Origin of the sequence: Polaromonas eurypsychrophila, from assembly GCF_014641715.1 — a bacterium.
GTDB classification, from domain to species: domain Bacteria; phylum Pseudomonadota; class Gammaproteobacteria; order Burkholderiales; family Burkholderiaceae_C; genus Polaromonas; species Polaromonas eurypsychrophila.
This window is the reverse complement of sequence record NZ_BMIG01000008.1, coordinates 129,975-145,041: the sequence shown is the minus strand read 5'-3', so window position 1 is coordinate 145,041 and position 15,067 is coordinate 129,975. Positions and strand designations below refer to the sequence as shown.

The 15,067-nt window shown below is 64.3% G+C and carries 14 protein-coding genes; 4 read left to right on the top strand and 10 right to left on the bottom strand.

From position 1 onward, the window contains the following. Positions 1-48: 48 nt before the first annotated feature. From hemE to IEX16_RS12485, 6 genes are all read right to left on the bottom strand, one after another. The gene (gene hemE, locus IEX16_RS12510) at positions 49-1,149 is read right to left on the bottom strand and encodes a uroporphyrinogen decarboxylase (protein ID WP_188708817.1); all 1,101 of its coding nucleotides are present in this window, start codon (positions 1,147-1,149) and stop codon (positions 49-51) included. Positions 1,150-1,205: 56 nt separating this feature from the next. After that, complete coding sequence (locus tag IEX16_RS12505) at positions 1,206-1,646, bottom strand: DsrE family protein (RefSeq protein WP_188708816.1); 441 nt, start codon at positions 1,644-1,646, stop codon at positions 1,206-1,208. Between the two features lie 192 nt (positions 1,647-1,838). Then, the gene (locus tag IEX16_RS12500) at positions 1,839-2,585 is read right to left on the bottom strand and encodes a hypothetical protein (protein ID WP_188708815.1); all 747 of its coding nucleotides are present in this window, start codon (positions 2,583-2,585) and stop codon (positions 1,839-1,841) included. A gap of 68 nt (positions 2,586-2,653) precedes the next feature. After that, entirely contained in the window at positions 2,654-3,298 is a 645-nt protein-coding gene (locus tag IEX16_RS12495; protein WP_188708814.1) for a thioredoxin family protein, read from the bottom strand. Between the two features lie 24 nt (positions 3,299-3,322). After that, positions 3,323-5,476: a protein-disulfide reductase DsbD family protein gene (locus IEX16_RS12490; RefSeq protein ID WP_188708813.1), complete on the bottom strand. Its 2,154-nt coding sequence runs from the start codon at positions 5,474-5,476 to the stop codon at positions 3,323-3,325. 88 nt (positions 5,477-5,564) lie between these two features. Then, entirely contained in the window at positions 5,565-6,338 is a 774-nt protein-coding gene (locus IEX16_RS12485; RefSeq protein WP_188708812.1) for an alanyl-tRNA editing protein, read from the bottom strand. 17 nt (positions 6,339-6,355) lie between these two features. Between IEX16_RS12485 and IEX16_RS12480 the strand changes: the two genes are divergently transcribed. Then, positions 6,356-7,969, top strand: coding sequence for a B12-binding domain-containing radical SAM protein (locus IEX16_RS12480; protein ID WP_188708811.1), 1,614 nt, complete (start codon positions 6,356-6,358; stop codon positions 7,967-7,969). 33 nt (positions 7,970-8,002) lie between these two features. On the opposite strand, the gene gudD is transcribed toward IEX16_RS12480, so the two are convergent. From gudD to IEX16_RS12460, 4 genes are all read right to left on the bottom strand, one after another. Then, entirely contained in the window at positions 8,003-9,337 is a 1,335-nt protein-coding gene (gene gudD / locus IEX16_RS12475) for a glucarate dehydratase (RefSeq protein ID WP_188708810.1), read from the bottom strand. 10 nt (positions 9,338-9,347) lie between these two features. Continuing rightward, the gene (locus IEX16_RS12470) at positions 9,348-10,310 is read right to left on the bottom strand and encodes a Bug family tripartite tricarboxylate transporter substrate binding protein (protein ID WP_188708809.1); all 963 of its coding nucleotides are present in this window, start codon (positions 10,308-10,310) and stop codon (positions 9,348-9,350) included. Between the two features lie 154 nt (positions 10,311-10,464). After that, positions 10,465-11,496, bottom strand: a complete 1,032-nt coding sequence (locus tag IEX16_RS12465; protein ID WP_188708808.1) for a LacI family DNA-binding transcriptional regulator — start codon at positions 11,494-11,496, stop codon at positions 10,465-10,467. 121 nt (positions 11,497-11,617) lie between these two features. Continuing rightward, positions 11,618-13,093, bottom strand: a complete 1,476-nt coding sequence (locus IEX16_RS12460; protein WP_188708807.1) for an aminotransferase-like domain-containing protein — start codon at positions 13,091-13,093, stop codon at positions 11,618-11,620. A gap of 110 nt (positions 13,094-13,203) precedes the next feature. On the opposite strand from IEX16_RS12460, the gene IEX16_RS12455 reads away from it, so the two are divergent. From IEX16_RS12455 to IEX16_RS12445, 3 genes are read left to right on the top strand one after another with little or no spacing between them, the layout of a single operon-like run. Then, positions 13,204-13,815, top strand: coding sequence for a LysE family translocator (locus IEX16_RS12455; RefSeq protein WP_188708806.1), 612 nt, complete (start codon positions 13,204-13,206; stop codon positions 13,813-13,815). Next, positions 13,812-14,723 carry a DMT family transporter gene (locus IEX16_RS12450; protein ID WP_188708805.1) on the top strand — a complete coding sequence of 304 codons (912 nt, stop codon included), beginning with the start codon at positions 13,812-13,814 and terminating at the stop codon, positions 14,721-14,723. The genes IEX16_RS12455 and IEX16_RS12450 overlap by 4 nt, the downstream gene beginning before the upstream one ends. Then, entirely contained in the window at positions 14,720-15,049 is a 330-nt protein-coding gene (locus IEX16_RS12445; RefSeq protein ID WP_188708804.1) for a DHCW motif cupin fold protein, read from the top strand. The genes IEX16_RS12450 and IEX16_RS12445 overlap by 4 nt, the downstream gene beginning before the upstream one ends. The last annotated feature ends 18 nt before the right edge of the window (positions 15,050-15,067 follow it).

Below are 15,067 nucleotides of genomic sequence, written 5' to 3'. Positions count from 1 at the left end.
TCCGACCTCCGTGGCCTGATTTTGTGTTACCGATGATGCAAAAACCGCCTAATGCGGCGTACCGGTGCGCATCCTGCGGGAGTGCGCGTGTACGGCGCGCACCAGCACTTCGACGCTTTCTGGCGGGGTGTGCTGGCTGATGCCGTGGCCGAGGTTGAAGATGTGTGTGGGGCCGCTGCTGTACAGGTCGGCATGTGGCTGACCGAAGCTGTCCAGCACGGCCGCCACTTCCTTCTCGATCTGCGCCGGCTGGGCAAACAGCACATTGGGGTCCAGGTTGCCCTGCAGCGCCATGCGGGCACCGACCCGTGCACGCGCCTGGCCCAGGTTCACCGTCCAGTCCAGGCCCAGCACCTCACAGTCGAGCTGGGCCATCTGCTCCAGCCACAGGCCACCGCCCTTGGTGAAGACCAGGCGCGGGATCGTGACGCCGTCATGTGTGCGTTTGAGCTGGTTGAGCACGCGCTGGGTGTAGGCCAGGCTGAAGGTCTGGAAGGCCGCGTCAGCCAGCACGCCGCCCCAGCTGTCGAAAATCATCACCGCCTGGGCGCCAGCCTCGATCTGGGCGTTCAGGTAGGCGGCGACGGCATCGGCGTTGATCGCCAGCATCTTGTGCATCAAATCCGGGCGCTGGTACAGCATGGTCTTGACCAGGCGGTAGTCGCTTGATCCTGCGCCCTCGACCATGTAACAGGCCAGGGTCCAGGGACTGCCGGAAAAGCCGATCAGCGGCACCCGGCCGTTCAGTGCCTTGCGGATGGAGGTGACGGCGTCGAAGACATAACGCAGTTTCTCCATGTCCGGTACTTCGAGTTGGGCCACCGCTGCCTCATCACGCACCGGCGTGGCAAAACGCGGACCTTCGCCGAGCGCGAACGACAGTCCCAGGCCCATCGCGTCGGGCACGGTCAGGATGTCGGAAAACAGGATGGCGGCATCCAGCGGGTAACGCTCCAGCGGCTGCAGCGTGACTTCGGTGGCGTAGTCGGGCGAGGTCGCCAGGCCCATGAAGCTGCCGGCCTTGGCGCGGCTGGCGCGGTACTCGGGCAAGTAACGCCCGGCTTGGCGCATCAGCCAGACGGGGGTGTAGTCGGTAGCCTGGCGCAGGCAGGCGCGCAGGAAATTGTCGTTTTGGAGGGGTGCAAACATACTCCGATTGTCTCAGGTGTCGGACACCCTGGCTTCGTGCTGCCCGCAGCGCGTGTTCAGGGTTTGATGTAGCCGTGCGCCTCACGCACCTGGAGCTGACCAATGCGCACGACGCCCGAGGGTGTGAACTCTGCGTCCAGCGTGAACAGCTCTTTTTTCAGGCTGCGGTTTTTGAGCGTGATCTCACAGACTTCAAAACGCACGCCGCGGGCCTTGAGGGCGCTGACCAGACTGGAGTAGTCCACGTTCGGGTTTTTCTTGTCCTTGGCTCCTTCCATCAGGAAGTCCACGCCGTCGGCGTGGGTGACCACGGTGATTTTGGTGTCGGGGGCCACGTCCAGGTGGTTGCGTATGTTGCGCAGGCCCTTGGTCGCCTGCATTTCGGCGTTGTCGATGTGGTAGACGACCTTGTCCTGGGCCTGCACAGCCGCGCCCGAGGCGGCCAGGGTCACGAACAGAACCAGACTGGCACAGCTGCGATGAAGAGAGTTTTTCATGGGGGATACCTTTCAAATGCGAGTGAAAGGCCATACGGGCCGAAGTACGCACCCTTATATAACCCAAAGCTAATATATGGATTTTCTACTGTTTCGATCATGGTGATTTCCACTAGCCGTATCGGTGGGCGGTCTACAAGGTGCAGGACCCACCCGCAGTGAGCGACCGTGGGGGCCGCTTACTGTAGGGGGCTACCTGACGGGCAAGAACTGCAGAAACGACGCACCGGCCAGATTCTGCACATAGGTGATCACGGCGCGCCGGTACTTCTCGGTCAGCACCCCGGACAGCAAATCCAGCCGGCCGACAATCTTGCCAAACTCGCGCTCGAAGCTGAGGTTGCGCTCGCGCTCTGACATCTCGTCGGCCAGCAGCAAGGGCTGGCCTGCCGCGCTGCGCCGGGTCGCCAGCAGCCAGACCGCCGACTCGATATTGCGTGCGGCGTTGTAGATGTGCTGCGCGTCCAGGCCATCGACCAGGTAGAACGTCGTTTTGCCGTCGTGGGCGGTGATCAGCATGTCGGCGCTGGCATAGACAAACGCGGCGACGCGGTCACCGCGGAATTCGGGGCTGAGCGCCAGCGACAAGGCCGCAATATCGCGTTGGCCCTGGAGCTCGGGCCAGGGCGTGCGGTTTTCAATGGCGTTGCGCACCCGCTGCACCGCCGCTTCGCGGCTGGCGCTGCCGGTTTTACGCCACTCGGACGGGTTGCGCCGGTACAACTTGTCGAGCAGCCGATACAGGCTGTCCAGGTTGTCACGCATGCCCAGCGTGGCCATGCGGTTCAGGTCAGATTGCGCGAGCTCGCTGGAGGTTAGCGGCGCCACCTGCGTCGCGCCGCGGAGGACCGGCGCTGGCCCCTGCGTCGAACACCCCACCAGCAACAAAGCCAGCGCACAGACAGGGTAGGGCAGCAAAGACCGGCTCAAAAAGGGCATGCGGCAATTATCCCGAAGCCGCTTGCGGGCGCAAGCGATTCAGCCACCGGGACGGGTTCAACGCTTCCTCAAGTCTTGTATTTGATCGAGCAACCGTAGGCCCGGCTGGAGGCCACGCTGAGTGTTTTGCCGCCCAGCGCTTCACTGAGTCCCTGACGAACATAATTGGTAGCGGTCTTGATGTCATCCTCGCGCGCCGAGGCGATGCTGTCGATGCCGCCGGCGTAGATCAGCCGGCCCTGAGGACTCACGATGTACATGTGCGGCGTGGTCTTGGCCCCGTAAAGCTGGCCGATCTTGCCCGACTCGTCCATCAGGGCGGTTGTTGGCGCAGCCTGCTTTTCGCCCAGCCAGCCAGTGAATTTGGCGGGGGCCAGGTAGTCGCCGTGGCTGGCCTCGGTCGAGTTGATGGCGAGCCAGACCACGCCCCTGGCGGCAAACTCTTTTTGCAGGCCTTGCATGTTGCCGTTGTAGTGCTTTTGCACAAAAGGGCAACCCGGGTTGGTCCACTCCAGCACCACCAGTTTGCCCTTGTAGTCGCTGAGCTTGCGGGTTTTGCCCGTGGTGTCGGGGGCAGAAAAATCCGGCGCGGCCTGGCCGACGGTGGCGGCTGCAAACGCCGGGCTGGCGAGCGAAAGCGCCCAGGGGGCGGCGAGCAAGGAGGCCGAAAATACACGGCGGTTCAGCGTGCGGTCATGAGCTTGGTTCGACATGGCATGAACCCCTGAAGAAAAAAATTACAGTTTGGCCAGTTCGGCCCGGACATCATCGACAGACAAAATTTCCGACAGCACCACGGGCGCGCGGCCGGGCTTGTAAATTACATACACCGGCACGCCGCTGCGGCCCAGTTGGGACAGCGCAGCGGTCACCGCTGGATCACGGCGCGTCCAGTCGGCGCGCAGCAAAACGACTTTTTTCGCATCCATGTCGGCCAGCACCGCACTGTTGGCCAGCGTGGTCTTTTTGTTGTACTGGCAGCTCACGCACCAGGCGGCAGTGAAGTCGACAAACACGTTTTGTCCCTGTGCCGTGAGTTGCTCGACCCGGCCCGGCTCCCAGGTTTGCCAGCGTTCCGAGGGCGCAGCGGCAAGCCCGGAGGCCTGCAGGGGTTTGATGACATTTTGGCCCATAGCCCATACCCCGGTTGCGGCAAGCGCTATCGAAAACGTAGCAAGTGCGACCCGCGCCTGGCCCCGCAACGTCAGCGACCACAGCACCAGCGCCATCAGCACCAGCAGCGCCAGCAGGGCGCCGGCACCGTCAATGCCGCTTTGCTGACCCAGCACCCAGACCAGCCAGGCGACGGTGGCAAACATCGGGAAGGCCATCAGCCGGCGGAAGGTGTCCATCCAGGGGCCGGGGCGCGGCAACGCGCGCGCCACGGCGGGTACGGCGCTGGCCACCAGGTAGGGCAGGGCCATGCCCAAGCCGATAGCGGCAAATATCGACAGCGCCTGCCAGGCCGGCAAGCCCAGCGCAAAACCCAGCGAGGCGCCCATAAAAGGCGCGGTGCAGGGCGAGGCAATCGCCGTCGCCAGCACGCCGGTCAAAAAGGAATTGACGGTGGGATTTTTGGCCTGCAGGCTGGCCACGTGGCTGGGCAGAAAGCTGCCAAATTCAAACAAGCCCGCCAGATTGAGGCCGATCAGCGTGAAAAGCGCGGCCAGCGCCGCCACCACCGCCGGGCTTTGCAACTGAAAGCCCCAGCCGAGTTGTTCGCCGGCAGCGCGCAGCCCAAGCAGTACGGCGCCCAGCGCGATGAAGGACAGCAGCACGCCGGCGGTGTAGGCCAAGCCACCGGCCAGCCGTGCTGCCTGGTTTTTTTCCTGCGTGAAACTCACCACCTTGATGGCCAGCACCGGGAACACGCAAGGCATCAGATTCAGGATCAGCCCACCCAGCAAGGCGCCGAGCAGCGCGGCAAGCAGGCCAAAAGGCGGGGAGCTGCCGCCCACCGGTGGGGCGCCCAGCGCAGCATTGGCCTTGAGCGCGGCTTCGAGCGCCGGCGGCACGACCGCAGCGGCGGCAACAGCGGGCCATTCGCCCTGGACCGGCGCCTCAATGCGAAAAGCCTGTTTGTCGAAAGCAACGACCAGGGGCATCAGTCGCGGGCTGTCGGTGCGCTGCGTCGACAGCGGCAGTTGCGCGGTCCAGACATTGCCCTTCCAGGCTTGCTGCCAGGCACCGGCAGGTTCGATCACGTTGGCGCTTTCAGGAAACAGCTCCAGGGTCTTGCCCTGCAAGGAGGCGGGCAAGCCGCTGAGGGACAGTTTGATCACCTGGGCACCAGCTTCTACCTGGCTGCCGGTGCCTGCAAGCGGCTGCGGGCTGGCGGCAAAAGCCGCTGCAAAAATACCGCTGCTTGAACCGGTGGAGCTGCGCACCGGAATCTGCAACGTAAACTCGCCTTCCTGCGGAATACATTCTTTTTTGCAGACCAGCCAGGCGGCCTTGAGTTTGATGTTCAGCTGGCTGGCTTCAAAAGCCGGCGCCACCGTCAGCGGCACCGGCAACAACACGGTGTTTTCGTAACCGTAGTTGGCCAGGGTGCCTATCGATATTTTTTTCGGTGTCGGCCAGGCGATCTCGCCGGCCGTGACACCCTTGGGCAGTGTCCACTCAAGCACGGTTGGCAGGCCAGAGTCACCCGAGTTTTTCCAGTAGGTGTGCCATTCGGGAATGTGCGCCAGTTGCAGACCGACCCAGACCGGTTTGCCCGACTCGACCCCGTCAGGTGCCCAGGCCAGCAACTCGGCGCGCACCTGATCGGTGCTGACCACGGCGCCAACGGAGGCCTTGTTTGTGAAGCTTATTTGGGCACTAGCCCCTGTGAACAGGGCGCTGACAGCTATCAAAAGCAGAGCAGATGAAAAACGGCGAAAGTTCATGGTCATTGTGGGAGCGGCGCTTGCGCCATTAGTTCCTGCCGGTTCTGCGCCACGTCGCTGCTGGCGCTTCGTGGTCGCTCGCTGGGGTTCAGTCGGCAAAACCCAGCACCACGCGCCGGGTTGTGGCACTTTTCTTTTCAATTTTGGTGACGATGACCGCGCCAATTTCGGCCGTGTTGGCCACATGGGTGCCACCGCAGGGCTGTAGATCGATCATCTGGTCAGCCCCCGGCGCGCCTATGCGAATCGTGCGCACCTGGCCACTGCCGCGCGGCGGCTGCACACTCATGCTTTTGACCAGCGCCGGATTGGCGTCGAGTTCCGCGTCAGTGATGCTGCCGACCCGCAGCGGATGGGCCGCCGCTACCAGACGCGCGATGCCGGCCGTCAGGATCTCTTTGTCCAGCGGATCGGTCATGTTGAAGTCCAGTCGCGCATAGTCGGGCGTGATCGAGCAACCGTTGACGAGCTGCGGCACCAGGTGGCACAGCAGGTGGGTGGTGGTGTGAAAACGCATGAGCCGGTGCCGGCGCGCCCAGTTTATGCGGGCGATGACCTGGTCGCCGACCTGCACACCGGCTTGTTGCCACTGCAAAAGCGCCGAAGCGGCCGGGTCTGGCAGCACCGACAGGTGGCAGATTGCGTGGGTGAACTGCCCCAGCTCATCCTTGCCCTTGCGGGTATCGGCAATCGCAATCTCACGTCCGTCGGCCAGCACCAGCACCCCGGCATCTCCGGCCTGGCCGCCACCCAGCGGGTAAAACACCGTGCGGTCCAGCACCAGGCCTTGTTCACTGATGGCCGTGACCCTGGCGATGCATTCGCCGAGGTAAGCATCGTCTCTGAACAGGGTTTGCGTCATGGTTTGATAATACCGGCATGCTTGCCACGCCCGCCGCCGAGACCGCCGCCATTGTGCTGGCCACACTCAACGCCAAATACATCCATGCCTCGCTGGGCTTGCGCTGCCTGCTGGCCAACATGGACACACACGGCGGCGCCGGGTTGCGGGCGCAGACGCGGCTGTGCGAATTTGTCATTGGCCAGCCGGCCACGCGCATGGTGGAAGAGTTGCTGGCCCTGCAGCCCCAGGTGATCGGCCTCGGCGTGTACATCTGGAATGTGGTTGAAACCACGCAGCTCGTTCGCCTGCTCAAAACCTTGCGGCCGGACATCACCATCGTGCTCGGCGGCCCCGAGGTCAGCCATGAGGTTGAGCAACAGGAAATTTGCCGTCTGGCCGACCATGTGGTGACGGGCTGGGGCGATGTGAGTTTTCCGAAACTTTGCCGCGCGCTCCTCGACGGGCCGCAACCCCTGATGAAGGTGATTGCCGGCGACCAGCCACCGCTTGATGAGTTGGTGCTGCCCTACAACGAATACACGGCCGAGGACCTGGCGCAGCGCTTGCTGTATGTCGAAGCCTCGCGCGGCTGCCCTTTCAAGTGCGAGTTCTGCCTGAGTTCACTCGACAAAACCGCCTGGGCTTTCGAGCTCGACGGCTTCATGGCGGAGATGGATGCGCTGTACCGGCGCGGCGCGCGCAATTTCAAGTTTGTGGACCGCACCTTCAACCTGAAGATCGACAACTCGGTGCGCATTCTGCAGTTTTTCCTGGACCGCATTGCCGAGGCGCCCGACGTGTTTGTGCATTTCGAAGTCGTGCCTGACAGCCTGCCGGATCGCCTCAAGGAATTGATTGCGCAGTTCCCCGACGGTGCGCTGCAGTTCGAGGTCGGCATCCAGAGCTTCAACCCCGAGGTGCAGCAGCGCATCTCGCGCAAACAGGACAACAGCAAAACCGCCGACAACCTGCGCTGGCTGGTCAAAAAGAGCCGCGCCCATGTGCATGCCGACCTGATCTTCGGCCTGCCCGGCGAGACGCTGGAAAGTTTTGCCGAAGGCTTTGATCGCCTGTTTGGCCTGGGCCCGCACGAGATCCAGTTCGGTGTGCTCAAGCGCCTGCGTGGCACGCCGATCACGCGGCACACGGCCGGCTTCGCCATGGTTTATGACCCGCAGACGCCGTACACGATCTTGCAGAACTCTACCGTCGACTTTGCCACCATGCAGCGCATCAAGCGGTTTGCGCGTTATTGGGAAATGGTGGCCAACTCCGGGCGTTTTTCCCGCGGCCTGGACCTGCTGCTGGCGCCAGGCTCCGCCTTTCAGAATTTCCTGGCTTTCAGCGACTGGCTCTGGCAAACCACCAGCAAGACCCATGAGTTCGCCCTGGAAAAGCTGGTGGACCTGATGTTCGCCCACCTGACGCAAGTGCGTGGCCTGAATGCGGCCGACGTGGCTGCCGCGCTGCTGGCCGACTACCAGGCCAGCGGCGCACGCGGGCGCCCGCAAAGCCTGGCGGCCTTGCTGGGCCACGCGCAAAAATCAGCACTGGCCGTGGCCGGGCAACACGGCGCCCAGCGACAGGGACGCCACCTGGGGCAGCAGGCGCTGCGGGTGGAGATTCAGAAGGCTGCGGCCGCCGCTTGAAACCTGTTCAGCAGGTGAGCGAGGCCAACCGGCTCAACGGTCCATGGCTGGCCGTTTGGGGTCGAACTTCCAGCCCGGTATCAGGCTCTGCATCGCCATCGCATCATCGCGTGAGCCCAGACCGTGCTGTTTGTAGAGCTGGTGCGCCTTCTCGACCTCCACCATGTCGAGCTCGACACCCAGGCCCGGCTTTTTCGGTACCTGGACTAGCCCGCCTTCAATTTTCAAGGGCTCTTTTGTCAGGCGCTGGCCGTCCTGCCAGATCCAGTGGGTGTCGATGGCGGTGACGCGGCCCGGTGCGGCGGCACCGACCTGGGTGAACATCGCCAGTGACACATCGAAATGGTTGTTCGAATGTGAGCCCCAGGTCAGGCCCCAGTCGCGGCATGTTTGCGCGACGCGCACCGAGCCGGCCATGGTCCAGAAGTGCGGGTCGGCCAGCGGGATGTCCACCGACTGCAGCGACAGCGCGTGGCTCAGTTGCCGCCAGTCGGTGGCCACCATGTTGGTGGCGGTCGGCAGCCCGGTGGCACGGCGGAATTCGGCCATGACTTCGCGGCCCGAAAATCCTTCTTCCGCGCCGCAGGGGTCTTCGGCATAAGCCACCACGCCGCGCATGTCGCGCATCAGGCGGATCGCGTCTTTCAGCAGCCAGCCACCGTTCGGGTCCAGCGTGACACGTGCTTTCGGAAAGCGCTCGTGCAATGCGCGCATGGCCTCAATTTCTTCCTCGCCGCGCAACACGCCGCCCTTGAGCTTGAAGTCGTTGAAGCCGTAACGTTCATGCGCGGCCTCGGCCTGGCGCACGATGGTCTCGGGCGTCACGGCTTCTTCATGGCGCACACGCGACCAGGCATCGGGCGCGTCGGGCTCGCTGGCGTAAGGCAGGTTTGTCTTCGACTTGTCGCCGACAAAAAACAGGTAGCCCAGCATCTCGACCGTCTCGCGCTGCTGGCCTTCGCCGAGCAGCGCCGCCACCGGCACCTCCAGGTGCTGGCCCAGCAAGTCGAGCAAGGCCGATTCGATCGCCGTCACCGCATGGATGGTGGTGCGCAGGTCAAAGGTCTGCAGGCCGCGTCCGCCGGCATCGCGGTCGGTAAACTGGCGCTGCACACTTTGCAGCACCTGCTGGTGCGCGCCAATGGCCTGGCCGACCACCAGCGCACGCGCATCTTCCAGGGTCTGGCGGATTTTTTCGCCGCCCGGCACTTCGCCGACGCCGGTGCGGCCGGCGTTGTCCGTCAGGATCAGAATGTTGCGCGTGAAAAACGGGCCGTGCGCACCGCTGAGGTTCAGCAGCATGCCGTCGCGTCCGGCGACGGGGATCACACGCAGATCGGTGATGCGGGGGGTAGAGGGCTGGGGCATGGGATTCAGGTCAATCTATGGTTATTTTTCCGGTCTCAATCACTTTTTTCCAGCGCGCAAATTCCTGCTGCTGGAAGCTGGCAAATTGTGCCGGTGTGTTGGCCACAATTTCAAAACCGACCGAGACGAACTGCTGCCTGAGCTGCGGATCGTTGAGTGCGGCGACGATGGCAGCATGCGCCTTGCTCCGCACGTCGGCCGGCAGGCCTTTGGGCGCAACCACCGCTTGCCAGGAATACACCACCAGACCTTTCATGCCCGACTCACTCAGGGTCGGCACCTCCGGCAGCAAGGTCGAGCGTTTTTCCGAGGTGATGGCCAGCGCCCGCAGCTTGCCAGACTTGATGTGCTGGATCACCGCGTTGATGTTCTGGAAGGAAGCATCGACCTGGCCGCCCAGCAAATCAGTGATGGCCGGCGCGCCGCCCTTGTAAGGCACATGGGTGCCACTGGTGCCGGTCTGCTGCCAGAACAGTTCTGCCGTCAGATGGTCGCTGGAGCCGTTGCCCGAGGAGGCAAAACTCATTTTGCCGGGGTTGATCTTCTGGTAAGCAACGATGGCGCCCAGTGTCTTGTAGGGCGAGGCGGCCGGCACCACCAACACATTGGGCGCTTGCACCGCCACCGTGATGGTGTCGAAATCTTTCAGCGCGTCGTATTGCACGCCGCGGATCAGGTGCGGCGCAATCACCAGCGGGCCCAGGGAGGTGACCAGAAAGGTGTGGCCGTCGGGTGCAGCGCGTTTGACCTGGGTCGCGCCAATCGTGCCGGTGGCGCCGGCCTTGTTTTCGACCACAAAAGGCTGGCCCAGCTTGCTGCTGAGCTGGGTGGCGATGGCGCGGGCCACGGTGTCGGTGGAACCGCCGGGCGGGAAAGGCACAACCATGCTGGTGGTTTTGGACGGCCAGGCCTGGGCAAGAACGCCGGCGCTGGCCAGCAGGCCCACGGCCAGGGTGATGACTAGTTTTTTCACGAGATGTCTCCTGAATGGCGCGCGCGCGCCGGGTGATTAATGACAGGCAAGAGCACCAAAGGTAGCGCTACCAAGTGAGTATGGTAGCGCTACCCAAAATCTTGTCAAGTCAACAATTCAGCGCTTGGGGATGGGCCAGGTGCCCTTCCCCGCGTCAGGCGCTGTCGCGGTCCACGATGGAAAAACCGACGTCCACCACGCGAGTCGTGACCTCACGGCCCTCGGCCCGGTCCACGATGAACTGCGCGGCCTGGCGGCCTATCGCCATGCCGTCGATGCGCACTGTGGTCAGCGCCGGATGTATGTCGGCGGCAAATTCGAGGTCACCAAAGCCGACCACCGCCAATTGGCCGGGCACTGAAACGCCGCGCACCTGGGCCTCGGTCATCACGCCCAGGGCCAGCAGGTCGGAGCTGCAAAACACCGCGTCAATGTCTGGCGAAGTTTGTAGCAACTCCGCCAGCGCGGCCCGCCCGCTCTTGAGCGTGGTCGGCGCTGGCACGGTGATCACCGGCACCGGTGGCAGGCCCGCTGCCTGCGCCGCGGCATGAAAAGCCTGCTGGCGCCGCTTCGAGCGCTCGTCGTCGCCGGCGATCATGGCGAGCCGGCGTCGGCGCTTGGCGTAGAGGAAATCGACCACCGCGCGGCCCACGTCAACATGCGAAAAACCGACCAGCATGTCAATCGGCGTGGGCGTGAGGTCCCAGGTTTCCACCACCGGAATGCCGGAGGCCAGAAGGCGCTGGCGCCCCAGCGGCGAATGCATGATGCCGGTCAGCACAATGCCGTCGGGCCGCCGGCTGATCAGCGCGTCCAGCAAAGCGTCCTCGCGCGAATCGACATAACCGCTCTGGCCCAGCATCAATTGGTAACCCTGAGCCACCAGCGCCTCGTTGAGCGCCCGGACGGTGCCGAGAAACACCGGCCCCGAAATCGTCGGCACCAGCGCCGCCACCAGCCGGCTGCGCGCAGAAGCGAGGCCGCCGGCGACCCGATTCGGCACATAACCGGTGCTAGCCACCGCTTCAGTGACGCGCCGCACCAGCTCGGCCGACACCTGGCCGGGCGTGTTCAGCGCGCGCGAGGCCGTGATGGGCGCCACGCCGGCCAGACGCGCCACATCGTGCAGCGTGACGGCGCCGCTGCCGCGTCGGGTCCGTCGTGGGGGCGGAAGGTCGCTGTTCATGACACGCTCTCCGCTGGTAGCTGTCGCACAAGGGTCGGCATTCTGTGCGCTATTAATTCAATAGCTGATTGCGCACGCCAGTCATGGGCTGGAGGCCAAAAAGATTTGAAATCCAGGTCCATCACAACATCGCGTCGCGCAAACGCGCGAACACCTTCCAGAAAGCCGCTTCCTGCGTCGTTGCAAAGTTGATGCGCATCAGCGTGGTCGGCGTGCGCACCGCGTGGAACAACGCGCCCGGCGCGATCAGGTAACCCTCGTCGAGCATGCGCTGGGCCAGCGCATCGGTGTCCACGCCGGTGTCGACCCAGCCGAACAGGCCCGCCGGTTCGGCCGCAAAGCTGCAGCCGTGCGCCAGCGCCAGCTTGACGCTGCGCGCGCGCGCCGCATCGAGCCGCGTGCGTATGCGCTCGGCATGGCGGCGCAACTGGCCCTGGTCGATGCACCAGGCCAGCGCTTTTTCGAGCAGGGCCGGCGTGGTCAGCGTGCCCAGCAGCTTGGTGTCGAGCAGGCGCTGCACCAGGTCAGGCGGCGCTGCCATAAAGCCGACGCGCCAGCCCGGCGCCAGGATCTTGGCGAAACCGCTGACATAAATGGTGCGCTGGAGGCCGTCGAGCGCGCTGAGCCGCGTCGCGTGGTCCGGCGCCAGGTGGCTGTAGGTGTCGTCCTCGACGATGTGGAAGTTGTGCTGGTTGGCGAGCTGCAGCACGCGGTGTGCGCTGCCCGGGCTCAGGCAGTAACCGGTCGGGTTGTGGAACACGCTGACGCTGACAAACAGCTTGGGCGCATGCGCCTCGCAATACCGCGCCATGACTTCCAGGTCCGGGCCATCGGCGCGCCGTGGCACCGGCAGGATGCGCATGCCCAGCGCATCGAGCCGCGCAAACTCGACCGCCCAGCCGGGCTCCTCGACCATCACGCAGTCGCCGGCGCGCAGCAGGGTGCGGCTCACGATGTCCAGCGCATGGGTCGCGCCCACGCTGGTGATGATTTGTTCGGGCCCCGCATGCACATTGAGCACGCTGAGTTTTTGCGACAACGCGCGGCGCAGGCCGCTGTCGCCCATGGGTTCGCCGTAACTGAGCGAAAAATCGCGCAGCGCGCTGCCGCTGGTGACCTTGCGCACGGCGGCCGGCATGAAGCTGGTGTCCAGCCATTCCGGCGGAAACACGCCCATGCCCGGCTGTGGCTTGTTGCTGACCTTGTGGAACATGCCGCGTATCAGGGCGGTGGCGTCGACCGGCGCCTGCCGGGCGGCCATCCAGGTGGCCGTGCTCCATGCGGAGGGCGCGTCCGGATTCGCCGAATCTGCTACTCCTTTGATAGCCGCTGGCGCTTGTGGCGCCGGGGCCGAAGCCGCATTGAATGATGCATCGCGGACGAAGAAGCCACGGTTCTTGTGCGCCACCACCAGCCCCTGGGCCAGCAACTGGTCATAAGCCGCGACCACGGTGGAGACACTGACGCCTTGCTGCTGCGCGCATTGCCGCACCGAGGGCAAGCGCGCGCCAGGCGCCAGCAGGCGGCTGCGGATGCGCTCTGCAAAACGGGCACTGAGCTGCTCCGTCAGTGATTGCGAACCGGTTTTCATCAGCATGGACAAGGGCCTTTGCGCGGGGTGTGCTGACAAACAGGGCAATACAGTTTAGGAATTTGTACCCCAAACTGTACTGATGGTGTGTTGGGTTGAACTATAAAGTCTGGCTCATGAATTGGCAAGAATTTACCGCTTTGCTGGTGCTGGCGACGGCCATGAGCTTTTCGCCTGGGCCCAACACCACACTGTCGACCGCACTCGCGGCCAACCACGGGCTGCGCCGCGCCATGCCTTTTGTCTGCGCGGTGCCGGTTGGCTGGGGCGTGTTGCTGAGCCTGTGCGCGCTGGGCCTGGGCGCGCTGCTGCTGGCGATACCGCTGCTGGGTCTGGCGATCAAGCTCGCCGGCGTGTTCTACCTGTTCTGGCTGGCCTCGAAGATCGCGCGTTCGCGCCAACTCAGCGAAACCGATGCCGACCGCATGAACGTCGGTTTCTGGCAGGGCGCGGCGCTGCAGTTTGTCAACATCAAGGCGTGGATGCTGGCGCTGGCAATTGTCAGCGGTTGGATCGCCGGTCGCAGCGACCCCGCCCTGCGTTTTGCCGTGGTGCTGCCGGTGATGCTGGCCTATGCCTTCGCCAGCAACTTGACTTATGCGCTGGCCGGCTCGCTGCTGCGCGAGTGGCTCAGCGGGCCGGCCGGGACCGGCCGGCGCCTGGTGGGGTTCAACCGCGCCATGGCGGCGGTGCTGGTGGCCACGGCCATCTGGATGCTGTTCTTATGACACAACAACAGATCACCAAAGGCCTGTGGCTGGGCCTGCTGGGCATCGTCATCTTTGCAGTGACCCTGCCGATGACGCGGCTGGCGGTCGGCACACCCGAGGCGCCGCAGATGTCGGGTGTTTTCATCGCGCTGGGCCGGGCCGTGGTGGCCGCTGCACTGTCGGCGCTGTTCCTGCTGGCCACTCGCGCACCGCTGCCGCAGCGGCGCGACTGGGTGCCGCTGGCCATCACCGCTGGCGGTGTGGTCTTCGGCTTCCCGCTTTTCACTTCGATCGCGATGCGTTACGTTGAAGCCATGCATGCCAGCGTGATCGTCGGCGTGTTGCCGCTGGCCACGGCCGCCGTCGGTGCGCTGCTGCACCGCCAGCGGCCGTCAGCCGGCTTCTGGCTGTGCGCGGCCCTGGGCAGCGCGCTGGTGGTGCTGTTTGCCGTGCTGCGGTCCGGCGCTGCCGGGCTGGCTATCCATTTTGCAGACGTGCTGCTACTGGCGGCCATGCTGTGTGCGGCCATCGGTTACGGCTACGGTGCGCGGCTGTCGCAACACATGCAGGCCGAACACGTGATCTGTTGGGCGCTGTTGATCTCGCTGCCGCTGACGCTGCCGCTGGCGCTGCTGAGCTGGCCGCAAACAACTGTCCGGGCCAGCGCCTGGGCCGGCTTTGCCTACCTCGGCGTGTTCTCGATGTGGCTGGGCTTTTTTGCCTGGTACCGCGGCCTGGCCCTGGGCGGCACGGTGCGCGTCAGCCAGGTGCAACTGGTCCAGCCCTTTTTGTCCATGCTGTTTGCCGTGCCGCTGCTCGGCGAATCGCTGGACGCGGTGACGGTCGGCTTCGGCCTGGCCGTGATCGCCACCGTGTTTATCGGCAAACAAATGCCGGTGCACACCCCCCGCCTGGAGCCCGCATGAACATCAGCCATATTCCTTTTGGCACCACCGACTGGTCGGCCATTGCGCAATCCGAGCACTCGGCCCAGGCCGGTCAGGCCTTCTGGCGCACGCAGCAGTTCGGCGACATTCGCGTGCGCATGGTCGAATACACGCCGGGTTATGTGTCGGACCACTGGTGCAGCAAGGGCCATGTCCTGCTGTGTCTGGCGGGCGAGTTGCACACCGAACTCGACAACGGCAGCCAGCATGTGCTGCGGCCCGGCATGAGTTACCAGGTGGCCGACGGCGCCGAAGCGCACCGCTCCAGCGCGCCCAAAGGTGCGACACTGTTTATCGTGGATTGACACAGGAAAAGAGAGAAC